Here is a 26,315-nt window from a genome sequence, read left to right as displayed (position 1 = left end):
GCCGGCGAGCCACGGCCGCCGTGCGGCGAGTCGGCTCGCGTTCAGGCGGTGGCGCCGGCGGCGACCGGCTCGGCGGGCGTGGCGACGTCGGCGGGCATCAGGGGCAGGGCGACGCGGAAGGTCGCTCCGCCGCCGGGGGTGTCGCCGACGTCGACCGAGCCACCGTGGGCCGAGACGATGCCCGACACGATGGCGAGGCCGAGGCCGCTGCCTCCGGTGTCGCGGGTGCGAGACGAGTCGGCACGCCAGAACCGCTGGAAGATCTTCTCGCGGATCTGCGGCGGGATGCCCTCGCCGTGGTCGACGATGGCGACGGTGGCGACGCCGCGCGACGGGTCGGACTGCACGACGAGCTCGATCGGGCTGTCGTGCTCGGTGAACCGCATCGCGTTGCCCATCAGGTTGGTGATCACCTGGCGGATCTTGTTCTCTTCGCCGTGCACGATCGCGGGTGCCTCGAACCGCTGCACCTCGTCCTGCAGCTCGTCGGCCGTGACCGTGTCGCCGTTGCGCACCGCCCGGGCCCGCAGGCTCCGGAGGCGCGCGAGGGTCGCGCCCGCGAACGAGATCGGCCCCGTCGCCCCGGGTGCGGCTGCTCCGAGCGTCGCGCCCGTCGCTGACGGCGTGGTCGCGGCCGGGGGAGCGGCCTGGGGGAGGCGCCCGTCGACGGTCGCGTCGTCGCCGTCGACCGGTGCCTCGAGCGGCGGGGCGACCGGCTCGAGCACGATGACATCGATGTCGCGGTCGGGGTTCGACGCCATCGTGTCGAGGGCGGAGTCGCGGGCGAGCTGCACGAGGTCGACCGGGCCGAGCTCGAGCGGCTTCGACTCGTCGAGGCGGGCCAGGGCGAGGAGGTCCTGCACGAGCACCCCCATGCGGATCGCCTCTTTCTCGATGCGGTCCATCGCCTGGGCGACGTCCTCCGGCTTGGTGAGCGCGCCCATGCGGTAGAGCTCGGCGTACCCGCGCAACGACACGAGCGGCGTGCGCAGCTCGTGGCTCGCGTCGCCGACGAAGCGTCGCATCTGGTCGATCGTCTTGGCCCGGTCGTCGAAGGCGCTGTCGATGCGACTGAGCATGGTGTTGAGCGACCGGTTGAGGCGACCCACCTCGGTGTTCGGCGTGGTCGAGTCGAGGCGCTGGGTGAAGTCGCCGTCGGCGAAGCGGGCGGCCGTGGCCTCGACGTCGCGCAGCGGGGCGAAGGTCGACGTGACGAGGAGGCGCGTCAGCGCGGCCCCCAGGACGACCACCGAGAGCCCGAAGCCCAGGAAGATGCCGCCGAAGCGCCCGATGGTGGCGTTGGTGCTGGCCAGGTTGGTGCCGGCGACGATCGTCGCCGGGACGAGCGACACGGTGCCCTGGGCGTCGGTCGACTGCAGCTGGGTGGGGTGGGCGTAGAGGCGCCACTCGTTGTCGCGGCTCGTGCTGTACCGGATGAACGCCTCGTCCATCGGGGCGCCCGAGATGCCGAGACCGGTCAGCACGGGGGCGTCCGTCGAGCTCGACAGCTGGCTGCGGGTGTCGCAGATCAGGTCGCCCTCGTCGTCGAGGATCGCCACGTAGCTGCTCGTCAGTCCGCCGAAGTTCACCGTGCACGACCGCGAGTCGGTCGAGTCGATCAACGCGCCGTTGAGGTTGCGGGCGGAGTTCTCGAGCGAGGTGTCGACCTGCCCCATGAGGTAGGTGCTGAGCACGGTCATCGTGCCGAGGCCGGCGACGACGAGGCCGAGGGTGACCAGGGTCACCGTGATGCCGGTGATCTTGGTGCGGATGGAGATCTCGTTCCACCACTGCGAGAGGCGTGCGTGCATGGGGTCAGACGTTAGCGGAGCCGGCTGGGGGTCGACACGACGATGCCCGACCGCACGGGGCGGTCGGGCATCGTCGTGTCGGCGCTCGTCGGACGAGCGGCCGCTCAGGCCTTGGAGGCCTTGAGCATGTAGCCGAAGCCGCGCTTGGTCTGGATGATCGGTTCGGTCGAGAACTGGTCGAGCTTGCGCCGCAGGTACGAGATGTAGCTCTCGACGATGCCGGCGTCGCCGTTGAAGTCGTACTCCCACACGTGGTCGAGGATCTGGGCCTTCGAGAGCACCCGGTTCGGGTTCAGCATGAGGTAGCGCAGCAGCTTGAACTCGGTGGGGCTGAGCTCGATGGCGGTCTCGCCGATGGTGACCTCGTGAGTGTCTTGATCCATGGTGAGCTCGCCGGCGCGGATGATCGCGTCTTCGTCCTCGTTCATGGTGCGGCGAAGGATCGCCTTGATGCGGGCGACGATCTCGTCGAGGCTGAACGGCTTGGTGACGTAGTCGTCGCCGCCGACCGTCAGACCGGTGATCTTGTCCTCGGTGTCGTCCTTCGCCGTGAGGAAGAGGATCGGCGAGGTGTAGCCCGACGACCGCAGTCGCTTGGTGACGCCGAACCCGTTCATGTCGGGCAGCATCACGTCGAGGATGATCAGGTCGGGTTCTTCTTCGAGGACGGCCGAGATGGCCTGGGCACCGTTGCCGACCGCTCGGACGGCGAAGCCCGCGAAACGCAGGCTCGTGGTCAACAGGTCGCGGATGTTGGGTTCGTCGTCGACGATCAGGATCTTGGGGCCGTCACTCATGCGCCCAAGTATCTGCGCGCCTCCTCGGTGTTCCCTGTGAGCCCGAGGCACGCCCGCCGCGAGCCGTCGGAACGGCAACCCTCAGTCGGCCGAGACGCTCGGCAGCCGCTCGGCTCAGGCGTCGGGGCCGGCCCACTCGACGTTGGGCACCAGCGCGACGCGGGTCGTGAGCTCGAGCAGCTCGTCCGGCACGGCCAACGTGAAGTCGACGCCCTCGCGCCGTTCGAGCACCGCGGTGTAGCCCGAGGCGCGGGTGATCTGCCAGCCGGGGAACTCCTCGACCGAGGCCGCGACGACCTGCGCCTCGGAGGCGTCGTCGGTGGCGCCGATCGCCGTGAGGCCGGCGAACAGGTGGTCCTTCACGGGTGAACCGGCGAGCAGGTCGCTGCGCTCGATGACCTCGGGGTCGGGGCTCCAGGTCACGACGCTGAGGGTCGCGCCCGCGTGCAGCCCGCCCTGCACCTCGTACGTGCGTGCGACCGAGACGACCACCGACGGGTCCCACTCGGCGAAGCGGGCGACCTGCCCGCGGAACTCCATGGCGTCATGGTCGAGCGAGGCCACGAGGGGGCCGAACGTGGCGAACGGCGCCTGGTCGGCGGCGAACACCCGGCGCAGGGAGTCGCGCCACAGCTCGTCGTCGCCCAGGGGCAGGTCGGCGCCCTGCTCGTCGCTCACGCGGCGACCACCGGCGAGTCGAGGATCGTGTAGCTGTAGCCCTGCTCGGCCAGGAAGCGCTGGCGGTTCTGGGCGAAGTCCTGGTCGACCGTGTCGCGGCTGACGAGCGTGTAGAACGACGCCGGCAGCCCGGACTTCTTCGGCCGCAACAGACGGCCGAGGCGCTGCGCCTCTTCTTGCCGCGAACCGTACGAGCCGCTGACCTGGATCGCCACGGTCGCCTCGGGCAGGTCGACCGAGAAGTTCGCGACCTTCGAGACGACGAGCACCTTGAGGTCGCCGTCGCGGAACCGCTGGTAGAGGCGCTCGCGCTCGTCGACGGGGGTGCTGCCGGTCAGCGTGGGGGCGTCGAGCACCGCGGCGAGCTCGTCGAGCTGGTCGAGGTACTGGCCGATGACCAGGATCTGCTCGCCGTCGTGCCGCGCCACGAGGTGCTTGACCACGTCGAGCTTCGCCGGGGCCGTCGCGGCCAGCCGGTAGCGCTCGTCGTCGGGTGACGCGGCGTACTCGAGCCGCGCCTCCTGCGGCAGGTCGACCCGCACCTCGTAGCACGAGGCGGGCGAGATGAAGCCCTGCGCCTCGATCTCCTTCCACGGGGCGTCGAAGCGCTTGGGCCCGATCAGGCTGAAGACGTCGCTCTCGCGGCCGTCCTCGCGCACGAGGGTCGCGGTGAGGCCGAGGCGGCGGCGGGCCTGCAGCTCGGCCGTGAGCTTGAAGACGGGCGCGGGCAGCAGGTGCACCTCGTCGTAGACCACGAGCCCCCAGTCGAGCGCGTCGAGCAGCGACAGGTGCGTGTACTTGCCGCCGCGACGGGCGGTGAGGATCTGGTAGGTCGCGATGGTGACGGGCTTGACCTCTTTCACCGAGCCCGAGTACTCGCCGATCTCGTCCTCGGTCAGCGAGGTGCGCTTCAGCAGCTCGTCGCGCCACTGCCGCGCCGAGACCGTGTTGGTGACGAGGATCAGGGTCGTGGTGCCGGCGGCCGCCATGGCCCCGGCGCCGACCAGGGTCTTGCCCGCTCCGCAGGGCAGCACGACGACGCCCGAGCCGCCCTCGAAGAAGTTGTCGATGGCCTTCTGCTGGTAGTCGCGCAGGTGCCAGTCGCTCTCGTCGAGGTCGATGGCGTGCGGGGTGCCGGGCGTGTAGCCGGCGTGGTCCTCGGCGGGCCAGCCGAGCTTGACGAGCTGCTGCTTGACCTCGCCTCGCGCCCAGGGCAGGAGCTCCCACAGGTCGTCGGCCCGCTTGACGCCGAGCAGCTCGCCGACCTTCTTGGCCCGGGTCACCTCGCTCAGCACCGAGCTGTCGGTGCCGCGCAGCAGCAACTGGTCGCCGTCGCGCTCGATGACGATGCGGCCGTAGCGCGCCACCGTCTCGGCGATGTCGACGCTGACGCTCTGCGGCACGGGGAACTTGCTGTACTTCTCGAGCGTGCCGAGCATGTCGTCGGCGGTGTGCCCGGCGGCCCGGGCGTTCCAGAGACCGAGGCGGGTGATGCGGTACGTGTGCACGTGTTCGGGCGCGCGCTCGAGCTCGGCGAAGACGCTCAGGTCGTGCCGCGCGTCCTCCGCCTGCTCGTGCGCGACCTCGAGCAGGACGGTGCGATCGCTCTGCACGATCAGGGGTCCGGTCATGAGGGTCGAGTCTAGGCGCGCCTCCTGCCGTCGCTCTCAGCGGGGCACGGCCCCGCCGGGACGAGGAGGCGCGGGTCGGCCGACGGGGCCGCCCGCGTCAGTCGCGGCTCGCGACCGCCACCACGTTCTTCAGCGGCAGCGTGCGCTCGACGTCGGACTTCTTGTCGCGGCCGCGGACGCGTCCGCCGCCGATGCCCGTGGGCTCCATGTCGAGCGTGGTCGTGCTGCCGTCGGGCATCGCGACCGTCACCGTGACGGTCAGGCGGCCCTTGACGGCGGCGTCGAGCTGGCGGGCGATCCAGGCACGGTCGGTCGACTCGTCGCCGGCGGCGTCGTCGGTGTGCAACCGGGTGACCAGCTCGCGCAGCGGGTCGCGCGTCTCGACCGGGGCCGGGCGACGCGGCCGGCGGCGCGACGGGGGTGCGACCTCGTCGCCGTCGTCGTCGACCACGACGACCGGGTAGCGCTCGTCGCTCAGCGACCAGAAGACAGTGTCGCGTTCGAACCGGCTCGCGACGGTCGTGGCGTCGACGCGGGTGAGGCCGAGGGGTGACAGCGACTGGTCGACCTCGAGGGTGTCGAGGCTCGCGCGGTCGTCGGCGACGACGAGCGACAGCGCGTCGCCCGGTGCCCCCGCCGGGGCGCGGCCGGGGACGACGGCCCGGACCCGGTACCGGCCGTGTCGTTCGGCGCTCTGCTGGATCAGGTAGTCCAGCGGCTGGGGGATGCCCGTCGACGAGATGCCGCCGAGGAAGTCCCGCAGGGTCTCGGCCGTCTCGCCCTCGCTCAGCGCGCGCTGCAGTCCGCCCTCGGTGATGCGGTACGTGGCCGCGAGGCCCGCGCTCTCGACGACCGCGATGACCCGCAGTCGGGCGTCGATCGCGGGCGAGAGAGGGCCGGGCGAGACGACGCTGAGGTCGTGCTGCAGGTACACCTGCTCGACCGCGTCGGGCAGCAGGGCGGCCACGCGGGCGCGGGCGGCGGCGGGCCCCTCGCGGAACAGGGCGACGGCAGCCGACGTCGGGGTGTCGTCCGAGGTCAGGCCGAGCACCTCGGCGCTGCGGGAGAAGGCGGCGATGCGCTCGGTGATCCAGCTGCCGCCGGCCGGGTACGACCAGTCGGAGAACTCGCGCAACGGCAGGCCCCACGACGTGTCGACGCGTTGCTCGAGCACCGTGAGGATCTCGCCCGGCAACGAGCCGAGCCACGCCCGCGTCAGCGTCTGCCACCGGTCGGGCCAGGAGGCGCGGAGCCAGTCGGTCGCGTCCGCGGCCACCACCCAGCCGTCCGGGCTCGGGGCCGCGAGCCCGGCCCGCACGGCGATGGCGAGCACGGTCGCCACGTCGTCGACGTCGATGCGGGCCGCCTCGGCCAGCCGCCGCGTCTCGGGCAGGGCCAGCCCGCCCTTGGCGAGCTCGCGCGCCGGCGACTGCTCGAGGGCGCGAAGGATCTCGGCCACCTCGATCACCACCGCGTACAGGCGTTCGGCCGAGCGGGCGTCGGCCTCGTCACGGGCCTGGTCGAGGACGGTCTCGAGCACGACCGGCGGTCGCTCGGCGGTCAGCACGTCGAGGGCCAGGGCGGGATCGTCGTCGAGGCGGTCGCCGACGGCGTCGAGCGTCGCGACGGAGGTGCCGCGTCGCACCACCAGGAAGTCCTCGTCGAGTCGCTCGAGGGCGACGTGGACGGTCTCGCGGTCGACCTCGAAGGCGGCGTCGATGCGGTCGTGCACGGCGTCGACGTCGCCCGGCACCCGGACGACCTGCAGCACGACGAGCGCCACCCGGTCGAGGTGTGCCAGGGCGTCGCGGACGCTGGCCGGCTCGAGCAGGACGTCGGCGAGGTCGAAGGCGTCGTGGACGCTCGACGCCCGGACCTGCCGGCGCGCGAGGCGGCGCAGCAGGTCGTCGTCGTCGACGGCGCGCAGGACGCCCGCGAGGTCGAGTGCACTAGCCATGGTCGAGGCCTCCAGCCGTCGTGCAGCCCGGGTCTGCGGTTACCGTCTGGTGCCCCGCGAGTCGCGGCTGCGACGCACGGCGCTCGCCACCACGAATGCCAGCAGCATCGCGACGGCGATCGGGAGCCCGATGAGGGGCAGGATCGTGAGGGCGGGCCAGACGCCGACGGTGAAGTCGGCGACCCCCATCGCCGTGCCGACGAGCCTCGTGAAGAACGCGAGGACCGAGACGACGACGACGGCGAGGATCATGAAGAGGAGGACGCGCTCTGTACGATTGACGTCAGAGGGCGCACTCGTCTCGATCTTCTTGGCCACGGGTCAACGATAGTGCGGTGCGGCCCTACCCGGCGATCTAAGCTGGGGCGACCCACCCCCAGGGTCACCCGTCTTCACGAGAGGTCCAGTCATGCCCACCGGCAAGGTCAAGTTCTACGACGACGAGAAGGGCTTCGGCTTCATCAGCAGCGATGACGGCCAAGAGGTCTTCCTCCACGCGTCGGCCCTGCCCGCCGGCACCGTGGGTGTCAAGGCGGGCACCCGCCTCGAGTACGGCATCGCCGACGGCAAGCGCGGCGCGCAGGCCCTGTCGGTCCGCGTCCTCGAGGCCGCGCCCAGCCTCGCCAAGATGAACCGTCGCTCGGCCGACGACATGGCCGTCATCGTCGAAGACCTCGTCAAGGTGCTCGACAAGGCCGGCGGCGACCTGCGTCACGGTCGCTACCCGCAGAACGGCGCCCGCATCGCCGTGCTGCTGCGCACCGTCGCGGACTCGTTCGATGCCTGAGGCCGCCTCGCGCACGCCCTGGTCCGAGCTCGCCCGTCGCGCCCTGACCGAGATCACGCCCGACGAGACGATCGGGGCCGAGGCCGACCCCGTCGACGACGAGGCCGGCGTCACCTCGGTGCGCTTCGCCACGCTGCTGCCCGGCTACCCGGGCTGGCACTGGACGGTCAGCGTCGCCCACCTCGACGGTGAAGACCCCTCGGTGCTCGAGGCCGAGCTGATGCCCGGTGACGGCGCCCTGCTCGCCCCGGACTGGGTGCCGTGGGCCGACCGCCTCGCCGAGATGAAGGCCCAGGAGGCGCGCGACGGCGACGAGGACTCCGACGACGACGAGTCGGACGACGACGACGACGATTCGGACGATTCCGACGACGACGACGACGACGAGTCGGACGACGACGACTCGGACGACGACGAGCCCGGTTCGATCGTGCACGGTGGCGACGTCGACGGCGTCGACATCGACGACCTCGTCGACGACTCGGACGACGACGACGCTTCTGAGGGCGACGACGACGAGGAAGCCGCCGACGACGGCGTCGCGGACGCCCCGGTCGTCCCGGCGGCCCACCCGGAGGCCGACCTCGACGACGACTCGCACGACGACGACTGGGACGGCGAGGACGAGGACCCGCTGAGCAGGCGACGGAAGTAGTCCTTCGGACCCGACCCGCGCCTCCTGCGGTCGGGCTCCACGACGAAGGCCCCGACACGATCGTGTCGGGGCCTTCGTCGTGCGGGCGGACGGTCAGAGGGCGTCGACGACGTACTCGATCGAGCGGATCAGCTGGCGCACGTCGTCGGGCTCGACGGCCGTGAAGGTCGCGACACGCAGCTGGTTGCGGCCGAGCTTGCGGTAGGGCTCGGTGTCGACGACTCCGTTGGCGCGCAGCACCTTCGCGATGGCGGACGCGTCGATCGACTCGGCGAAGTCGATGGTCGCGACGACCTGCGAGCGGTGCGACGGGTCGACGACGAACGGGGTCGCGTACTCGGAGGCGGTGGCCCAGTCGTAGAGCGCCGACGACGACTCGCGCGTGCGGGCGTCGGCCCAGGCGAGGCCGCCGTTGTCGAGCATCCAGCGGGTCTGGTCCTCGAGCAGCAGCAGGGTGGTGAGGGCGGGCGTGTTCAGGGTCTGGTCGAGCCGCGAGTTGTCGACGGCGTTCTTCAGGCTGAGGAACTCGGGGACGTACCGCCCGCTGGCGGCGATGCGCTCGACGCGCTCGATCGCGGCGGGGGAGAAGAGGGCGAACCACAGGCCGCCGTCGCTCGCGAAGTTCTTCTGCGGTGCGAAGTAGTAGACGTCGGCCTGCGAGGCGTCGAAGTCGATGCCACCCGCGGCGCTCGTCGCGTCGACGACCGTCAGGGCACCGGGGTCGCCGGCGACCCGCGTGACCGGGGCCATGACGCCGGTGGACGTCTCGTTGTGCGGCCAGGCGTAGACGTCGACGCCCTCGACGACCTCGACCTCGGCGAGCGACCCGCCCTCGGCCGTGATCACGTGGGGGGCCTCGAGCCACGGAGCGGCGTTCGCCTTCGCGAACTTCGAGCCGAACTCGCCGAACGACAGGTTCTCGGCACGCTTCTCGACGAGGCCGAACGCGGCGGCGTCCCAGAACGCGGTCGAACCGCCGTTGCCGAGCACGACCTCGTAGCCCTCCGGCAGGCGGAACAGCTCGGCCAGCTCGGCCCGGACGCGACCGACGAGGTCCTTCACGGGGGCCTGGCGGTGCGAGGTGCCGAGGATCGACGCGCCGGCGGTCACGAGGTGCTCGAGCTGGGCGGCCCGCACCTTCGAGGGACCGCAGCCGAAGCGGCCGTCGGTGGGCAAGAGGTCAGTGGGAATCCGGATGTCCGCCATGCGCTCGATCCTACTGACGCGGCGCGGGGCCCAGCGTGCAGCCGGTAGGCTTGCGGGGTAGTCCACGCGTTCCACCGGGAGGCCCCTGTTGACCGATCTCGTCGACACCACAGAGATGTACCTGCGCACGATCCTCGACCTCGAAGAAGAGAACATCGTGCCGTTGCGTGCGCGCATCTCCGAGCGTCTCGGCCACTCCGGTCCGACCGTGTCGCAGACCATCGCCCGCATGGAACGCGACGGTCTCGTCGTCGTGTCGGGCGACCGTCACCTCGAACTGACGCACGACGGCCGCACCAAGGCGACCCACGTCATGCGCAAGCACCGTCTCGCCGAACGTCTGCTCGCCGACGTCATCGGCCTCGACTGGGCGTACGTCCACGACGAGGCCTGCCGGTGGGAGCACGTCATGAGCGAGCAGGTCGAACGTCGACTGCTCGACATGCTCGACCACCCGACCGAGTCGCCCTACGGCAACCCCATCCCCGGTCTCGACGAGCTCGGCGACTCGCCCGCGGGGCGCTTCCTCGACGGCGTCGTGAACCTCGTCGCCGTGCTGGCCGAGAACCCCGAGGGCGTCACGCGGCCGATCCGACGCCTGGCCGAGCCCGTGCAGTTCGAGCCCGAACTGCTGCAGCAGCTGCAGGGCGCGGGCGTCCTGCCCGGTGGGGTCGCGACCGTCCGCTCGGCGGGGTCGTACGTCTTCGTCCAGGTCGACGGGCACGACGAGGGCCTCGAGTTGCCGACCGAGGTCGCGCAGCACATCTACGTCGGGCTCTGACCGGTCCCTCGGGCGGGCCCAGGACGGGGTCACGCGCGTTTCTTGCGTGCGGGCACCGCGCCTCCTGCGTTCTCGACCGGATCACGCAGGCGTTTACCGATTCGTTACAAATGTCCGTCTCGAGGATGATTTCCCAGGGCTCCTTGGGCTACAGTCGCTGAGTCCCCAGGCCACTGAACCGGCCGTCGGACCCGTGGCAGGACGTCTCTCACGCCCGTCTCCTGCCGTGTGTCGTTGCGATCAAGACGAACGGACGGGGCAGCTTCCCCAGAGCTGTCGAGACGCAGGAGACCCACCCTCTTGACGCTTCCCGGCTCAGACACCACCCCCGACTCGCGCCCGAACCGCACCGTCGCCACCCGCACCGTCGCCACCCGCACCCCCGCCGACCTGCCGACGCGCTCCTCCCTGCGCCGCGCTCAGGCCGCTGCGGCCGCACCCGCCGCCCGGTCGGGTCGCCCGTCGGTGAAGCGCAGCGTGGTCTCGGTGACCGTCATGACGCTCACCGCCGGCCTCATCGGCACGATGGCCCTGCCGGCCTTCGCGTCGAACCCCGGCGCGGCGAACGGCCCGAGCGTCGGTGCCTCGTCGACGGCTGCCTCGACCAGCCACGCGCAGAGCGTCGCGGTGGGCGACGACGTCGCCCTGGCCGACGCCACGCGTGACGGCTACACGGCGACCTCGCAGGACGACCTCAACGCGGCGGCCCTGGCCAGCCAGCGCGAGGCCGAGCGAGCAGCCCTGGCCGCGAGCTACGCCAGCTACACCGGCCCGACGGCGGCCGAGAACGTGGCCGCGGCGTCGTCGACCGGTTCGGCCTCCGCCTCGGCGACCGGCACCGTCGCGACGCCCGGCGCGTTCAGCCTCAGCGCCGTGTACAACACCGCCCTGCAGTACGTCGGCACCCCGTACGTCTTCGGCGGCGCCACCCCCGCCGGCTTCGACTGCTCGGGCTTCGTGATGTACGTCTACTCGCAGTACGGCATCTCGCTGCCGCACTCGGTCACCCGCCAGGGCGCCCTGGGCACGCCCATCTCGGCGGCCGAGGCGCAGCCCGGTGACGTCGTGATCTTCAATGACGGGTCGCACGACGGGTTCTACGCCGGCAACGGCATGATCCTCGACGCGCCGAAGCCCGGCGGGTTCGTCAGCGTGCGGCCGCTCTGGACGAGCGCCGTGCACTACGTGCGCTTCGGGGCGTAGCCGACCTGCGCCTCCTTCGCTCGACCCGTCTCGCGACGGGCTCCGCGTGAACAACCTGTGAAGGGCTGTTCTGCCTCTAGGCAGCGCGGCCCTTCCGGGGTTAACCTGGCGCCCTCGGAGTTCCGCTGAGACCAGGAGCGTCACATGCCTCGTACGACCGCCACCCGCACCATGGGTGCGCTGTCGCACGAGCACATACGACACCCCGCCATGTGAGAGAGCACCGTCCCCGTGACGGTGCTTTTTTCGTGTCGGCGGGCCTGCTGGGCCGGCGATGCCCCGAGAGATCGAATCCCTGGAAGCCGTCCAGGGTGCTTCGAAAGGGAAAGCATGCGCACTCTCGTCCTGAACGCCGGTTTCGAGCCCCTCGCCGTGGTGTCCGACCGGCGGGCCCTCGTCCTCGTCATGAGCCAGAAGGCGACCGTCGTCGCCGCCGACGCGGAGCACCCCGTGCTCGGGGCGGTGATGTCGTGGGATCGTCCGTCGGTCATCGTGCTGACGCGGTACGTGCGCATCCCGCACACGCGGCAGATCCCGGTGTCGCGGCGTGGGGTCATGCGACGCGACGCGCACCGCTGCGCGTACTGCGGGCGGGCGGCGACGACCATCGACCACGTGCAGCCCCGGTCGCGCGGGGGCGCCGACAGCTGGGAGAACCTCGTCGCGTGCTGCCTCAAGTGCAACAACCTCAAGAGCGACCGAACCCCTCACGAGATGGGCTGGGAGCTGCGCTTCACGCCCAAGGCACCCCACGGGGTCGGCTGGGTCGTGCGCGGCATGGAGCGGACGCAGGCGGACTGGGACGAGTACCTCACCGCCGCGTGAGCGTGCGCGCCGTGCGCGCTGGCTGGCTGGCTGGCTGGCGGGCTGGCGGGCCGTTCGCACCGCCTTTCGTGCACCGCACCGCAACTAGACGGGGTGTGGTGCACGAAACGCGGTGCGGTGGTCCTGCGGGCAGGAGGGCAGGAGGCGCGGGTTCGGTAGACTCGGACGGTCAGCCTCTGTAGCTCAATGGAAGAGCAGTTCCGTCCTAAGGAAAGGGTTGGGGGTTCGAGTCCCTCCAGGGGCACCTGACGTCGCTTCGCGACGATGCCCCTGAAGGGACTCGAACCCCCGCCTTCGGCCCGACGGCGCTGGCGCGCCGTCCCCTCCAGGGGCACCTGACGTCGCTTCGCGACGATGCCCCTGGAGGGACTCGAACCCCCGAGGCCCCGCGCTGCGCGCGCCCGTCCAGGGGCACTCCTCGCCGGCGCTCGTCGCGCCCCTTCCGGGACTCGAACCCCCGCCCGCGGCCCGACGGCGCTGGCGCGCCATCCCCCCCAGGGGCACCTGAACAAGTCGATTCAAGCCCTTCTTCGTCACAGGGCCCACTGCATGCCGCGCCCGTCCCGCGAACACCGGTCCAGGGTTCCGCCGCGCGACACAGCTCGTCGATGCGTTGCATCTCGTCGACTTCCGTCGGGGTTCCCGTCAGGCCTCGCCGGTGGGTCGCGACCTCGGCCAGGCGGCGACGATGGACAGGAGGTCGACGAGTGCGTCCCGGTGGCGGGTGATGACGGCCTCGATGCCGTCGACCACCTGGCGGCCACGGTCTGTCACTTCGAGGGTCACTGCTCGGGCGTCGTCGGACACTCGTCCGCGGTGACGGCTCACGAGACCTTCCGCGACCAGCTGGTCGATGACGTACGCCGTGCTCTGGCGGTACGTGGCCTGCGCCTGGCTGACGTCACGTGGCCGGATGTTCTCGGTGGCCGCGATCTGGACCAGGGTGATGCGTCGTCGACCGGTGACGTCCGGCAGGTCGAGGGCGCGGACGGACGCTCCCAGGTCTTGACCGACCCGGCCCGTCAGGCCGAGCACGGCCAGAGGGTCGGTCGGCTGTCCACCTCTGCGCTGAGGTCTGGGAGGTGCATCGAGTCCTCTCAGGACAGCTCTGGCCAGGCCCTGCAGATCCTGGAAGGACTCATGCAGGGATGCTCGGAGCGCTTGCGCCTGCAGGCGGCCCCGGGGGGTGAGTTCCACGGCGACGGCGCGACCGTCGAACTGGCTCGGGGCGGTCGACACGAGCCCGTCACGGCGGAGTCTGTCGATCAGGTGGTGGAGGACGTGTCGGGCCATCGATGCGCTCGACGTGAGTTCCCTCGTCGTGGCCTGGTTGCCGAGGGCTAGCTCGCTGAGGACGATGAACTCCTCGTTGTCCGCCCATGTGCCGCCGAAGGCCTCGGTGACCAGACCTGTGACGATCTCGCTGAACTGCCCGAGCAGAGCGCTGACGGGCGGGGTGAGATCGGACACGGGGACTGCTTCTTCCAGCATCGTGATGACGGAGATCGCGGACGAACAGTCACGACGCCTGCTGCCGACGATGCCGCACGTGGTCTCATCGAGTCGGTGACGGCGTGTCCAGGTCGGCAAGGTCCGGGCCTGCCCCCGACTCTAGACGCCGATGGGCTGCGGTAGCCAGGGGGCGCCACATGGGGGTGCCCTTCCGCCGCTCATCGGCTTCGGCCTCGCAAGACCGCCCCCCTGCACTCGGCTGTACCCCGTTTGCGCCCCCGGAGGGCCTGTGTCGGCAGATTCGGGGACGTTCCGTACCCCGTCGATTTTCGCTCATCGGCTTTTTTGCGAGAGTTTCTGGACATATCCCCGTGGTTCGCTTAACTTGATGAGAAATCCCCGTCATGTGGGGTGGGCCACACGTTCGAGGGGATGTGGCTCAGGCCTTACCAACCGAACCGGCCCACCCCGGGCTTGCTGCAGTGCGCGTCGATCGCGCGTCTCCCGGATCACCCACGGGGCGGACGCGCTGATCGGTGTGCGCGTTTCTCAAGGACGACAACACATGCCCTTCGCCTCTGCCCGGAAAAAATTCTTCGCCCTTCTCGGGATCGGAGCGGTGATCGCGTCGGCCTCGGTCGTCCTCCCCATCGCAGGGTCCGTCCTGCCCGCGAACGCGGCGCAAGATCCTGCTGCTTGCCAGAACACCCTCGCCCTCGTCAACGGCGGCTTCGAGCAGCCTGTCTTCGCGAACAACTCGGTCAACTTCCCCACGGCCATCCCCGGCTGGCAGACGACTGATGCCCGGGGCGCCTTCGAAGTGTGGGGGCAGGGTTTCCAGGGAGTTCCTGCAGCCACTGGCCGCCAGTTCGCAGAGCTCAACGCATATTCGTCCAGCACCCTTTTCCAGGACGTCGCGACGACGCCCGGGCAGACGCTGAGCTACTCACTTCAGCACCGCGGACGCAACGGGACCGACACGATGGCTGTCTTGGTCGGCCCCCCGAACAACAGCAGCCTCACCAGCATCGGCACCTACAGCGACGGTAATGTCGCCTGGGGTACGCACACGGGCACCTATACGGTGCCGGCCGGGCAGACCACCACCCGTTTCGCCTTCCGGGCCGTCAGTTCCGCTGGAGGCGACGCCACCCAGGGCAACTTCCTCGACTCGATCAGCTTCGGCACCGGACCGTGCATCGTCGCCAACAAAACGGTGCAGAACGTCTCCGGGAACAACCCCACCCGTGTCGGTGACACGCTGCGCTACACCGTGTCGGCCACGAACAGCGGCGGCAACCCGGCGTTGCTCGCAGTCGTGAACGACGCGCTGGCCACGGGTGTCACCTACGTCCCCGGGTCGATGCGGATCACCGCGGGCGCCGGGACGGGACGCCTCACCGACCAGAGCGGCGACGACCGCGGGGAGTACACAGCGGCGTCTCGGAACGTCGCCGTCCGCTTGGGCGACGGGGCCTCCGCGACCGGCGGCGGCACGATCCAGCCCGGCGCCACGACCACGGCCACCTTCGACACGGTCGTGAACGTTTCGGCCGCGAACGGCTCCGTCGCCAACACCGCCACCGTCGGCTTCACCGACCCCATCCTCGGTCAGACCCGCGCCTCCACCACCCAGACAACCTCGACCACGATCGCCCCCGCCGCCGACCTCGCCGTGACGAAGGTCCTGGACACGACCCCGGTCGTCGCCGGCCAGCCGATCTCCTACACGGTCACCGCCTCCAACGACGGACCCCAGGCCGGCACCGGTGTCCGCGTCACCGACACCCTGCCCGCCGGGCTGACCGGTGTGACCGCGACAGGTGCGGACTGCACCGTCACCGGCACCACCATCAGCTGCGCCGTCCCCGACCTGGCCGTCGGAGCCAGCACCCCGATCACGATCACCGGGACAGTCCCCGCGACGGCCGACCCCGGCGCGGGCCTGACGAACACGGCGACCATCGCCGGTTCCCTCACGGACCCCGACCGCACCGACAACACCGCCACCGCAGCAGCCACGGTCACCACCGCGGCGGACCTGTCGATCGTCAAGACCTACGCCCCGACCACTCCCGTTGCAGGCGAGCAGGTCACCTACACGCTGACCGCCCGGAACGACGGCCCGTCCGACGCGAGAGGCGTCACCATCACCGACCCGATCGACCCTGGGGTGACCCTCGTCTCGGCCGGCGTCGACGGCGGCACCTGTGACATCGTCGGCAACGTCGTCGTGACCTGCGACGCCGGGACTCTGGCGGCCGGCGCGACGCGGACGGCGACCATCTCCGTGATCCTCGCCCCCGACGCCGAGGTGGTCCAGAACACGGCCGCGATCACGTCGTCGACGCCCGAGATCGACCCCACCGACAACGCCAGCTCGACCAGTCTCAACGCGACGACCTCGGCCGACCTCAGTCTCACGAAGACCGCCACCCCCGCGACTGCGACCGCCGGGGACGAGGTCACGTACACCGTGACCGCCACGAACGACGGGCCCTCCGACGCCACCAACGCCGTGCTGCAGGACACCCTGCCGACCGGCGTGACGGCCACGAACGTCGACTCACCCGCCGAGGCCACCTGCGCGATCGCCGACGGTGCAGTCCAGTGCGAGTGGGTCACGCTCGAGGCAGGCGCCACCGGCATCGTCACGATCACCGGGACCATCGCCGCCGACGCTCCCGCCGGGTCGCTGACGAACACCGCGTCGATCGTCTCGCCGACGTCGGACCCCGACACGACGAACAACTCGGCCTCCGCCGACGTCACCGTCGAGCAGGACGCCGACCTGGCGGTGACGAAGACTGCCACCCCGAGCCCCGCGGTCGCCGGAGGCCCCATCACGTTCACCATCACCACCACGAACAACGGACCCTCCATCGCCCGCGCCGTGGTCACCAGCGACCCGCTCCCCGCCACGATCACCGATGCCGCGGCCAGCGACGACTGCTCGATCGTCGACGGCGTCGTCATCTGCCAGCTCGGTGACCTCGCTCCCGGCGTGTCCTCCGTCCGGACGGTCACCGCGACCGTCCCGGCCGGCGGCGCCGGCGTCGACATCGTGAACACCGCCTCCACCACGTCCGCCACCCCCGACGGCAACGCCGCGAACGACCAGGCCACCGTGACCGTCCCCGTGACGGCCAGCGCCGACGTCTCCGTCGTGAAGGCCGCCGCGTCGACGACGGTCCGCCAGGGGCAGCCGGTGCAGTACACCGTCACCGCCAGCAACGCCGGGCTCTCGGACGCTCAGGCCGTCACCGTGCAGGAGCGACCCGCCGCAGGCCTGACGATCACGAACGCCGTGCCGTCAGTGGGGACCTACGACGCCGCCACCCAGGTGTGGACCGTCGGGACCCTCGCGAACGCCGCCAGCGCGACCCTCGCCGTCACCGCGACCGCCGACGCGGCAGGCTCCTTGACCAACCAGGTCGTCGCCAGCTCGGTGACGCCGGACCCGGACACGGCCGACCTCACCTCGACCGCCACCGTCACGGCCACTGCCGTCACCCCCGCGTCCTCGACGGCTGACACTGCCACGGCTTCGTTCGACGAGCCGGCGACGTTCCTGCCGCTGTCCAACGACACCCCGTCCACCGGAGCGACCTTCGATCAGGCCTCCCTCCGCCTCGTCGACGGGTCCGGGAACCCTGTCCTCACCCTGGCCACCCCTCAGGGTCAGTTCGACGTCGACACCGCGACCGGTGAGATCACCTTCACCCCGGTCGCCGGCTTCGTCGGGACCGCCACGGCCCCGTACCAGGTGACCGACAGCGACGGCCGCGTGTCGTCGTCGACGGTGACCGCGACGATCACGGGCCCGCCGACCGCCGCCGACGACACCATCACGACGCCCCAAGGCGCGGACGTGACCGTGCCCGTCCTCGGGAACGACACCGGCGCCTCCGGCATCGCCCTCGACCCGGCCTCGGTGCAGCTGGTCGACCCGGCCTCCGGCGCTCTCGTCCCGACCCTCACCGTCGACGGGGAAGGCACCTACTCGGTGACTCCCGACGGCGAGGTCGTCTTCGAGCCGCTGCCGACCTTCACCGGCCCCGCGACTCCGGTCACCTACAGCGTCGCTGACGTCAACGGCGACCGGGACACCGCGACCCTGACCGTGTCGGTCACGGCAGCACCCCTGCCGGCCGGGCTCGACGACACCGTCGGCACCGCCTACAACACCCCCGTCACGTTCACCCCGACCGGCAACGACGACAAGGGCGACCCTGCCGCGTCGTTCGTGCTCAACTCGGTGCGCCTGACGGACCCTGCCACCGGCGACCCCGTGACCACGGTCACGATCGACGGTGAGGGCACCTACACGGTCGACACCACGACGGGACAGATCACCTTCACCCCCGACCCGGACTTCACCGGCGAGGCGACCCCGGTCAGCTACACCGCGACCACCACGTTCGGCGAGTCGGTCACGGCGGACGTCACCGTCACCGTGGGTGCCCCTGGGGCACCGACCGCCACGGACGACATCGGGACGGCACCGTTCGGGGAGTCGATCGTCGTCAGCCCGCTGGGCAACGACACCTCCGGCCCCGCCGGCACGTCGTTCGTCACCTCGACGCTGCGACTGATCGACCCCGCCACCGGCACCCCCGCCACGACGGTCACGGTCCCCGGCGAGGGCACCTGGACCGTGGACACCACGACCGGGGTCGTCACCTTCGCCCCCGTCGACGGGTTCACCGGGCCCGCCACCGCGCTGGAGTACACGGCGACGACCAACGTCGGTGACACGGTCACCGGCAGCATCACGGTCACCAGCGGCACCCCGCCGTTCGCCACGCCCGACTCCACCACCGTCCCCTCAGGACAGGTCGCCAAGATCGACGTCGTCGGCAACGACGGCCTCGGGAGCGCGTCGAACTTCGCGGACGTGCCCGTGACGTTCCTCGACGGTGGCAGGAACCCGGTGACGGCCCTCGTCGTCCCCGGCGAGGGAACCTGGACCGTGGGCGACGACGGCCGCACGGTGACCTTCGCCCCCGTGACAGGGTTCGTCGGGACGGCGACCGTGCCGTACCAGCTGACCGACAGCGACGGACAGACCGACATCTCGACCGTCAGCGTCACCGTCACCGCAGCACCCGTCGCCGTGGCGGACGTCGCGACCACCGGGCAGAACACGCCCGTCACGGTCACCCCGCTCGCCAACGACCGTGTCAGCGGCACCGGAGCGGACCTCGATCCGGCCACCCTGCGCCTGGTCGACCCGGCCACCGGGAACGCCGTGACGACCGTCACCGTCCCCGGCGAGGGCACCTGGACCGTCGGCACCGGCGGTCAGGTCACCTTCACCCCGCTCGCCACGTTCTCCGGGACGGCGACGCCGATCGGGTACCAGGTCACCGACTCCGACGGAGTCACGACAGGATCGACCATCACCGCGACGGTCACCGGCGTCGCACCGGTCGCCGGGAACGACACCGTCACGGTCCCTCGGGGCGGATCGGTCACCATCGACCCGTTCGCCAACGACACCGCCAACACCGGTGACCTCGACCGCAGTTCGCTGCGCCTGGTCGACCCGGTGACCGGTGCCCTGGTGACCACCGTCACCATCCCCGGTGAAGGCACCTACACCGTCGACACCACGACGGGACTGATCACGTTCACCCCCGACCCGGCCTTCACCGGCACTTCGACGATCACCTACTCGGTCGCCGACGGCAGCGGGAACCGGACCACTGCGACACTCAGCGTCGACGTGACCGCCCTGCCCGTGGGGGTCGCACCGGCCCCGGGCGGAGGCGTCATCATCACCACGCCGACCGGTCAGCAGCTGGCCTTCACCGGGACCGAGACGGCCGGATGGGCGGGCTTCGGAGGGCTGCTCCTCCTCCTGGCCGGGACCACCCTGGTGCTCGTGCGACGGAAGCGCCGCGAAGAGCACTGACCGCGAACGGCCGGTCCGTACTGACATCGGGTGAGTACGGGCCGGCCGGGTCACCGCAGCGCCCTCGCAGGTGACCCGCGGTGACCGCTGAGGGCTGATCACCCGACGGCGGCCACCGTCCCCGACAGCAAGAACATCGAAGATCCAGTCCGTCTCCATCCCCGAAAGGGCCGCCATGTCAGCACTCACCACCCACCGACGAGGACGTCTCGGGCACACCCTCGGTGCCGGGTTCCTCGCCTCCGCCCTCGCCGTGACCGGCGCCGTGGTCGCCCAGGCCCCGCCCGCGCACGCAGCCGCCACCGCCGTGCCCGTGTCGATCTACGTCACCACCACCGCTGAGACCGCCTCCGTCGACCAGGCGACGACGGAGCAGAAGGTCCGGGACGAGTTCGAGGGCATGAGCGACTACTGGCTGTCGATGACCAACGGCCAGGTGCAGTTCGAGATCAAGCAGCTCATCTATCGCCCCGGCGAGGGCGTCTGCGGCGACGGCAACCCCGACCTCCGTGGCGATGCGATCGCCGCGACCGGGTGGCCGGGCTCCGGACAGGGCCAGGGCCTCATCATCTCCGTCGCCGAGGGCTGCACCTTCAGAGGCAGCGCCACCAGCGGCGGGCCCTCGATGGTCGGGGGAGGCCGCGCCTACCTCGAAGGCCTCTGGGACGGCGTCTGGGCACACGAGATGGGCCACACCATGGACTTCGGCCACGCGAACCTCCTCGACTGCCCCGCCGACGTCGTCGACGGCCGCCTCGCCTCCGAGGGCGGAAACTGCGTCTCGAGGGGCTACGAGGACACGTACGACGTCATGGGCGGCAGCTACGAGACGATCTACAAGAACTTCTCGACCCCGAACCAGATCCGCACCGGCATCTTGACCGCCGCGGACTACGTCGACGTCGACAGCCCGACGAGCGTGGACCAGACCGTCACGATCCAGGCACGCGAGGCCACCACGGGCGTGCGGTCGCTGCAGTTCACCGACCCTTCCTCGGGCATCACCTACTGGGCGGAGCTCGCGACACCCACCCGCTACGACACGGGCTACATCGCCGGTTCGAGGACCTCCTCCGTCGGCGGCGACACCTACGCCTCCGTCCGCGGCGTGCGCATCCTCCGCATGGAGGGAACGACCCAGACCCTGCTGATCTCCCCGCAGGGCACCGGCAACGGCACCCGCCCCAACTCCTGGGCTCCCGGATCGACGTTCACCACGGCGACCGGTGCGACCACCCTCGACGTCGTCTCCCGGACCGCCGACACGGCCACGCTCCGACTGCGGACGATCGTCGCGGACACCGCCGCCCCCGACGCCCCGACCGTCACCTCCGTCACCGGCACCACGGTCGCCGGCACCGCAGAGGCCGAGTCGACCGTCACAGTCCTCGACAGCACCGGCACCGCCGTCGGATCTGCCGCAGCGGACGCCACCGGGAACTTCACCATCACGCTCACGCCTGCCCAGGCAGGCGGCGCGCAGCTCCGCGTCACCGCTGCCGACGCCGCCGGCAACACCTCGGTGCCCACCGAGATCACCGTCCCGATCCCCGCCCCCGCGGCCCCGACCGTCGACCCCACCACGGGAACGACCGCGACGGGAACGGCTGAGCCCGACTCCACGATCACCGTGACCGCCACCGGCGCCACCCTGGGCACCGCCACGACCGACGGCACCGGCGCGTTCACCGTCCCGCTGTCTCCCGCTCAGCAGCCCGGAGCAGTCCTCTCGGTCACCGCCACGAACGCCGGCGGCTCGTCCGAGGTCACCTTCGTGACCGTCACGGCACCGACGCCTACGGCACCGACCGTCGATCCGACCGACGGCACCGTCGTCACCGGCAGCGCAGCGCCCGAGACCGGGGTCGCCGTCACCGCCGGAGGCACCCTCGTCGGCTCCGGCACCACGGACACCACCGGACGGTTCTCCGTCCCGCTCGACCCCGCCCAGGCGCCCGGCACCGTGCTCGAGGTGACCGTGTCGACAGGTGACGGGAACACCTCCGCCGCTACCACGGTCACCGTGTCGCCTGCCGCCACCGTCCTCACGTCACGAGTCGAGAGGGCCACCGTCCAGGCCGGCCAGACCCAGACCGTCCTCGGTGAGGGCTTCGCCGCAGGTGAGACCGTGACCGCCGTCATGACGTCGGACCCGGTGCAGGTGGGCACCGCGACCGCCGACCAGAACGGTGCCGTCTCGATAACGTGGGCCGTGCCCCTTGACACGACCCCGGGCACGCACACCATCACGCTCACCGGAGCGACGTCCGGCTCGACGGCCGCACAGTTCACCGTGACGGCAGCACCCGTCGTCGGCGAGGACCCCGGCACCGCCCCCGGCACAGGAACGGGCGCCGCCCCCGGAAGTGGCAGCGGCACCGGCAGCGGCACGAGTGCCGCCGACGGGAGCACGAGCGGTTCGAACCTCGCCTTCACCGGCAGCGACCTGGTCACGTCCGGCATCACGGCGGCCGCACTCCTCCTGCTGGCAGGGCTCACCCTGATCGCAGCCCGACGCCGGCGAGCAGGCCACGACCACGAAGCCTGAACACCGGGACAGCCCACCGCGACGACGACGCATCTACGTCGGCGTCGCGGTGGGCTGTGTCCTCAGCGCCGTCCTCGGAGCGGTCTTCGTCCGGACAGCCCTGGATGCTCTCGACGCCCAGCCGCATGCCGGGGCGACGACTGAGCACGCCTATCTCGTCGTCGCCATCGTCGCCCTCGCCATCTGGTGGGGAGGCACGTCAGCATGCATCGTCGCAGGGCGCCTGCGCCTGCGCCGTTCGACCATGATCGCCACGCTGGAGAGCACCGCGAAGACGGATACTCGCCCCCCGACATCAACTTGAATCACCCCCGAAGCTGATGGATGACTGAATCTCAACCAAGGGGAGGATCATGGAAGATACTGCTGCACGATCAGGGTGGACGCAGTTCTGGGAACAGGGTCGATGGTGGAAGGCGCTGATCGTCGCCGTCGGCTACCTCGCCATCTACGAACCCGCGTCGCTCCTCATGGCACCCTTCGTGCCGTTCATCGGCGACGCCGGCTCAGCCAGCTACGTCCTCGTCCTCATCGTCGTCCCGGTCCTGATCGGCAGCCTGATCCTGGTCGGCTTCGGTGCCAGCCTGGGCTGGCTGAGAGGCCTCTTCGCGCGGCAGGACGTCCCGGGCCGAGGCTGGATGTGGATCGCCGTCGCCGTCGTGCTGCTCTTCAACGTGCTGCGCTTCGCGAGCATCGACTACGACGCTGCAGGCTTCGACTGGGTCGCTGCGTGGCTCCTGGCGGGACTCGTCATCGGCTTCTCGGAGGAAGTGCTGACTCGTGGGTACGTGGTCCGCATCATGCGCTCGGCCGGCCGCTCCGAGATCGCCGTCGGCCTCGTCTCCGCGGCGTTGTTCTCGCTGCTGCACGCGACCAACCTCTTCACCGGTCAACCGTTGGTCCCCACGATGCTGCAGATGCTCTACACGTTCTTCTTCGGTCTCTGCATGTACCTCGCCCTCCGGGTGACCGGAACGATCATCGCTCCGATCCTGCTGCACGCGAGCACCGACCCGAGCATCTTCATGCACGGCACCTACCCCCTGCAGAGCAGCCTCGGATCCTTGGCTCAGCTCGGCAACATCGTCGTCGTCCTCGTCGGCGTCGTCTTGCTCGTCGTCTTCCTCCTGACCGAGCGCCGTGCGGCACATCACCGGCAGCCTGCGCCGGTCGATCGTGGTCACCTCGCCTGAGCCGATGTGGGCGAGAACCACCACGAAGAGATCGGACACGTCCCTGACGAAACCTGCCGCTGACCGGAGCATCGACGGCTGGGTGCCGGCCGACCGACGCTTCGCCGGCATGGACAGGAAGTCCCTGCTGCTGTTCACGCACTCTTCACCGATTCTGGCACCTCCCTGGCTTGAGTTGTCTACCTAGGTGGGTCACGGTGGTCTAGCTGTCTACCTCGCTTGATCACCGACTGAGAAGGACCCCCATGAGAACACCCCGCAAGACGACCGTCCTCGCCGCAGGGATCGTCGCCGCCACGCTCGCCGCGACCGCGGTGCCGACCGCGGCCTCTGCCGCCGTCGACACCTCCCGACACGTCGTCGTCATCGGCGTCGACGGGCTGTTGTTCGACAAGATCGCCCCCGCCGCGGCGCCGAACCTCGACGCGATGATCGCCTCCGGGTACTCGAGCAAGACCAGCCTCTACGGCTCGCCCATGTCGAGCACGTTCTCGGGGCCGGGCTGGGCGACCAACCTGAGCGGTGTCTGGCCCGACAAGCACAAGGTCACCAGCAACAGCTGGTCGGGCAGCAGCATCGCTTCCTACCCCGACTTCCTCTCGCGACTCGAGGCCGCGGACAGTGCGGTGAGCACCTACGCCGCAGTGACCTGGGCGCCGATCGTCGACGGCTCCGCCGGGCCCGCGCTCGTCGGCTCGGCAGTAGACCGGCGCTACGCCTCGACGGGCGACGCCGACACGGCAGCCGCTGCCGTCTCCTACCTCGGCAGCACGGGCCCGAACGCGTCGTTCATCCACTTCGACGACGTCGACCACGCCGGCCACGACCACGGAGCCGCGTCGCAGCAGTACCTCGACGCGGTCACCGAGGTCGACGGCCTGATCGGGAAACTCCGCGCGGCGGTCGCCGCTCGACCGGGAGCTGCGTCCGAGTCGTGGTCGTTCATCGTCACCTCCGACCACGGCCACACCGACTCCGGCGGACACGGCGGAAACAGCGCTGCCGAGCGCGCCTCCTTCATCATCAAGACCGGTCCTGGCATCACCAAGACGACCCCGACGATCGCGCCGAAGAACGTCGACATCGCCGCGGACGTGCTCTCGACCTTCGGCGTGGCCGTGCCGTCCGTCCTCGACGGCCGACCGCTGGCGACGGGCTCGACCGACCCCTTCGACACGCGGGCGGGCAGCCTCCAGGGCAGGGTCGACGAGACGGGCATCCCGGCGAGCACCCTCGGCTGGTCGAAGACGTTCCCCTCGGGCTGGACGGTCGACAACTCGAGCATGGGCACGGGAGGAATGACCGAGTGGAGGGGCTGGTCGCTGACCACCGACCCCTTCTGGACCGCGACCGAGACGGGCCAGCAGCGCGAGACCAACGTCCGTGCCCGTGGCGTCTTCGCCGTCGCCGACAGCGACGAGTGGGCCGACAAGAGCAGGTCGGGCACCTTCAACAGCCTCATGACGTCGCAGGCGTACTCGGTCGCGGGCAGGACGAGCACGACCGTCTCGTTCGGCTCGCACTACCGCAAGGAGGGAGCGGAGACGGCGTCCGTCCTGGTCTCGTTCGACGGCGGCGCCTGGAGGAACGTCACCACGTACACGGCTGACCGCATCGCCTCGATCGATCGCCACGTCGTGGCCGTGCCCGCCGGCGCCTCCTCGATGCGGGTGCGGTTCTCGCTGACGAACGGCGACAACAACTGGTACTGGGCTGTCGACGACCTGCAGGTCCGCTGACGCCGACGCCGAGGCCGAGACGGCGGGGTGCGGCGATGCCGCGCCCCGCTGTCGTGAGCGAGGGCGATCTGGGGCGTCATCAGGTCTGGCCAGGACCGCGGCTTGGGCTAGTCCCGAGGTGAGTTTCGCGCAGATCGCGCACGACCGTTTGCGCATAGCGCCGAGACCGTGGGAGGCGCTGGTCACTGCCGGTCTCGAGGCCTGCGTCCCCGAGGGCACGCACCCGCTCTCGGCCACGGACCTCACGGCGGAACTCGTCCGGACCGGCGCCGACGCGGTCGTCGTCGGGCTCGACGCCGTCGACGCCTCGGTCTTCGCCGCGGCGCCGGCGCTCCGTGTCGTCGCGAAGCACGGCGTCGGCGTCGACAACATCGACCTCGAGGCCGCACGGGCGGCCGGGGTCGTCGTCGTCAACGCCCCCGGCAGCAACTCGGGAGCGGTCGCCGACCTGGCCCTCGGGGCGATGCTCGCGCTCGCCCGACAGCTGCTGCCCGCCCACGCGTCGATGGTCGCCGGGCGGTGGGAGCGCTTCCCCGGCGTCGAGCTGACGGGCCGCACGCTCGGCCTGGTGGGCTTCGGACGGATCGGGCAGGCGGTCGCGCGCCGCGCCTCCGGATTCGACATGGACGTCGTGGCGTACGACCCGTTCGTGCCGACCGAGGTGTCGGACGCCGCGGGGGTCCGCCGCGCCGGCCTCGAGGAGGTCGTCACGGGCGCGGACTTCGTCAGCCTGCACCTGCCCGGCACGCCGGGCGAGCCGCCCCTCGTCGACGCCCGCCTGATCGAGGGCATGCGCCCGGGCGCCTACTTCGTCAACGCGGCCCGCGGTGGTCTCGTCGACGAGGAGGCGCTGGTCGCCGCCCTGCGCGACGGTCGTCTCGCAGGCGCCGCGCTCGATGCCTTCGCACACGAGCCGCCCGGCGACGACGACCCGCTCGTGACCGCACCGAACGCGCTGCTCACGCCGCACATCGGTGCCTTCACCGACGTGGCCAACGCGGCCATGGGCGTCGCCGTGGCCGAGGACGTCGCCCGGGTGCTCGCCGGGCAGCCCGCCCGGAACGTGGTGATCTGAGCGGTCGACCGTGAGTCGTGGGACGGCTCGCCACGACCGGTTCCCGGGTGGTCAGGGCCA

General features: G+C 70.9%; 18 protein-coding genes and 2 tRNA genes. 11 read left to right on the top strand and 9 right to left on the bottom strand.

Features of this window, described 5'->3' with window-relative positions:
• Positions 1–41 precede the first annotated feature (41 nt).
• The 6 genes from ASG05_RS07145 to ASG05_RS07120 all read right to left on the bottom strand — a co-directional run bounded on the left by ASG05_RS07145 (position 42) and on the right by ASG05_RS07120 (position 7,192).
• Positions 42–1,811 carry a cell wall metabolism sensor histidine kinase WalK gene (locus ASG05_RS07145; protein ID WP_056259373.1) on the bottom strand — a complete coding sequence of 590 codons (1,770 nt, stop codon included), beginning with the start codon at positions 1,809–1,811 and terminating at the stop codon, positions 42–44.
• Between the two features lie 104 nt (positions 1,812–1,915).
• Positions 1,916–2,608: a response regulator transcription factor gene (locus ASG05_RS07140; protein ID WP_054146826.1), complete on the bottom strand. Its 693-nt coding sequence runs from the start codon at positions 2,606–2,608 to the stop codon at positions 1,916–1,918.
• 114 nt (positions 2,609–2,722) lie between these two features.
• On the bottom strand, positions 2,723–3,286 hold the full coding sequence (locus tag ASG05_RS07135) for a hypothetical protein (protein ID WP_056259371.1): 564 nt from the start codon (positions 3,284–3,286) through the stop codon (positions 2,723–2,725).
• Positions 3,283–4,917 carry a DNA repair helicase XPB gene (locus tag ASG05_RS07130; RefSeq protein ID WP_056259370.1) on the bottom strand — a complete coding sequence of 545 codons (1,635 nt, stop codon included), beginning with the start codon at positions 4,915–4,917 and terminating at the stop codon, positions 3,283–3,285. The genes ASG05_RS07135 and ASG05_RS07130 overlap by 4 nt, the downstream gene beginning before the upstream one ends.
• A 97-nt stretch (positions 4,918–5,014) precedes the next feature.
• Positions 5,015–6,874, bottom strand: coding sequence for a helicase-associated domain-containing protein (locus ASG05_RS07125; RefSeq protein ID WP_056259367.1), 1,860 nt, complete (start codon positions 6,872–6,874; stop codon positions 5,015–5,017).
• 39 nt (positions 6,875–6,913) lie between these two features.
• A complete protein-coding gene (locus ASG05_RS07120; protein ID WP_056259365.1) occupies positions 6,914–7,192 on the bottom strand; it encodes a hypothetical protein in 279 nt (92 codons plus the stop codon).
• A 91-nt stretch (positions 7,193–7,283) separates the two neighbouring features.
• Here ASG05_RS07120 and ASG05_RS07115 point away from each other — a divergent pair, with 91 nt between their 5' ends.
• Entirely contained in the window at positions 7,284–7,661 is a 378-nt protein-coding gene (locus ASG05_RS07115; protein WP_043593516.1) for a cold-shock protein, read from the top strand.
• On the top strand, positions 7,654–8,316 hold the full coding sequence (locus ASG05_RS07110) for a DUF3027 domain-containing protein (protein WP_056259363.1): 663 nt from the start codon (positions 7,654–7,656) through the stop codon (positions 8,314–8,316). Before ASG05_RS07115 ends, ASG05_RS07110 begins: the two co-directional genes overlap by 8 nt.
• 93 nt (positions 8,317–8,409) lie before the next feature.
• Here the strand turns inward: ASG05_RS07110 and serC are convergent, their stop codons facing one another.
• Positions 8,410–9,522, bottom strand: coding sequence for a phosphoserine transaminase (gene serC / locus ASG05_RS07105; RefSeq protein ID WP_056259362.1), 1,113 nt, complete (start codon positions 9,520–9,522; stop codon positions 8,410–8,412).
• Between the two features lie 88 nt (positions 9,523–9,610).
• Here serC and ASG05_RS07100 point away from each other — a divergent pair, with 88 nt between their 5' ends.
• The 4 genes from ASG05_RS07100 to ASG05_RS07085 all read left to right on the top strand — a co-directional run bounded on the left by ASG05_RS07100 (position 9,611) and on the right by ASG05_RS07085 (position 12,575).
• On the top strand, positions 9,611–10,303 hold the full coding sequence (locus ASG05_RS07100; protein WP_056259359.1) for a metal-dependent transcriptional regulator: 693 nt from the start codon (positions 9,611–9,613) through the stop codon (positions 10,301–10,303).
• Positions 10,304–10,603: 300 nt separating this feature from the next.
• A complete protein-coding gene (locus tag ASG05_RS07095) occupies positions 10,604–11,506 on the top strand; it encodes a C40 family peptidase (protein ID WP_056259357.1) in 903 nt (300 codons plus the stop codon).
• A gap of 330 nt (positions 11,507–11,836) precedes the next feature.
• Complete coding sequence (locus ASG05_RS07090) at positions 11,837–12,331, top strand: HNH endonuclease (protein ID WP_056259355.1); 495 nt, start codon at positions 11,837–11,839, stop codon at positions 12,329–12,331.
• A gap of 172 nt (positions 12,332–12,503) precedes the next feature.
• Positions 12,504–12,575, top strand: a tRNA-Arg gene (locus ASG05_RS07085).
• Positions 12,576–12,596: 21 nt separating this feature from the next.
• Here the strand turns inward: ASG05_RS07085 and ASG05_RS16275 are convergent.
• Together ASG05_RS16275 and ASG05_RS07080 are read right to left on the bottom strand one after the other, a co-directional pair.
• A tRNA-OTHER gene (locus ASG05_RS16275) sits at positions 12,597–12,664 on the bottom strand.
• A gap of 312 nt (positions 12,665–12,976) precedes the next feature.
• Positions 12,977–13,801 carry a MarR family winged helix-turn-helix transcriptional regulator gene (locus ASG05_RS07080; RefSeq protein WP_056259353.1) on the bottom strand — a complete coding sequence of 275 codons (825 nt, stop codon included), beginning with the start codon at positions 13,799–13,801 and terminating at the stop codon, positions 12,977–12,979.
• A gap of 547 nt (positions 13,802–14,348) precedes the next feature.
• Between ASG05_RS07080 and ASG05_RS07075 the strand changes: the two genes are divergently transcribed.
• The 5 genes from ASG05_RS07075 (at position 14,349) to ASG05_RS07050 (ending at position 26,255) form a co-directional block, all read left to right on the top strand.
• Positions 14,349–19,700, top strand: coding sequence for an S-layer family protein (locus tag ASG05_RS07075; RefSeq protein ID WP_162240639.1), 5,352 nt, complete (start codon positions 14,349–14,351; stop codon positions 19,698–19,700).
• Positions 19,701–19,875: 175 nt separating this feature from the next.
• Entirely contained in the window at positions 19,876–22,248 is a 2,373-nt protein-coding gene (locus ASG05_RS07070) for an Ig-like domain-containing protein (protein WP_056259349.1), read from the top strand.
• Between the two features lie 353 nt (positions 22,249–22,601).
• Positions 22,602–23,441: a CPBP family intramembrane glutamic endopeptidase gene (locus ASG05_RS07060; protein ID WP_082486540.1), complete on the top strand. Its 840-nt coding sequence runs from the start codon at positions 22,602–22,604 to the stop codon at positions 23,439–23,441.
• Positions 23,442–23,686: 245 nt separating this feature from the next.
• Positions 23,687–25,180, top strand: coding sequence for an alkaline phosphatase family protein (locus ASG05_RS07055; RefSeq protein ID WP_056259346.1), 1,494 nt, complete (start codon positions 23,687–23,689; stop codon positions 25,178–25,180).
• Positions 25,181–25,298: 118 nt separating this feature from the next.
• Entirely contained in the window at positions 25,299–26,255 is a 957-nt protein-coding gene (locus tag ASG05_RS07050) for an NAD(P)-dependent oxidoreductase (protein ID WP_056259344.1), read from the top strand.
• The last annotated feature ends 60 nt before the right edge of the window (positions 26,256–26,315 follow it).

Source organism: Frigoribacterium sp. Leaf186, assembly GCF_001423905.1.
Lineage (GTDB): Bacteria > Actinomycetota > Actinomycetes > Actinomycetales > Microbacteriaceae > Frigoribacterium.
The sequence above is the reverse complement of the archived record's forward strand: the minus strand, read 5'-3'. Positions and strand labels throughout refer to the sequence as shown.

Bases quoted from the DNA above. Each gene is read 5' to 3' on its own strand.
- ASG05_RS07070 (WP_056259349.1), top strand. From the start codon at position 19,876: ATGTCAGCACTCACCACCCACCGACGAGGACGTCTCGGGCACACCCTC.
- ASG05_RS07110 (WP_056259363.1), top strand. From the start codon at position 7,654: ATGCCTGAGGCCGCCTCGCGCACGCCCTGGTCCGAGCTCGCCCGTCGC.
- ASG05_RS07125 (WP_056259367.1), bottom strand. From the start codon at position 6,874: ATGGCTAGTGCACTCGACCTCGCGGGCGTCCTGCGCGCCGTCGACGAC.
- ASG05_RS07115 (WP_043593516.1), top strand. From the start codon at position 7,284: ATGCCCACCGGCAAGGTCAAGTTCTACGACGACGAGAAGGGCTTCGGC.
- ASG05_RS07075 (WP_162240639.1), top strand. From the start codon at position 14,349: ATGCCCTTCGCCTCTGCCCGGAAAAAATTCTTCGCCCTTCTCGGGATC.
- ASG05_RS07130 (WP_056259370.1), bottom strand. From the start codon at position 4,917: ATGACCGGACCCCTGATCGTGCAGAGCGATCGCACCGTCCTGCTCGAG.
- serC (WP_056259362.1), bottom strand. From the start codon at position 9,522: ATGGCGGACATCCGGATTCCCACTGACCTCTTGCCCACCGACGGCCGC.
- ASG05_RS07055 (WP_056259346.1), top strand. From the start codon at position 23,687: ATGAGAACACCCCGCAAGACGACCGTCCTCGCCGCAGGGATCGTCGCC.
- ASG05_RS07145 (WP_056259373.1), bottom strand. From the start codon at position 1,811: ATGCACGCACGCCTCTCGCAGTGGTGGAACGAGATCTCCATCCGCACC.
- ASG05_RS07060 (WP_082486540.1), top strand. From the start codon at position 22,602: ATGGAAGATACTGCTGCACGATCAGGGTGGACGCAGTTCTGGGAACAG.
- ASG05_RS07140 (WP_054146826.1), bottom strand. From the start codon at position 2,608: ATGAGTGACGGCCCCAAGATCCTGATCGTCGACGACGAACCCAACATC.
- ASG05_RS07090 (WP_056259355.1), top strand. From the start codon at position 11,837: ATGCGCACTCTCGTCCTGAACGCCGGTTTCGAGCCCCTCGCCGTGGTG.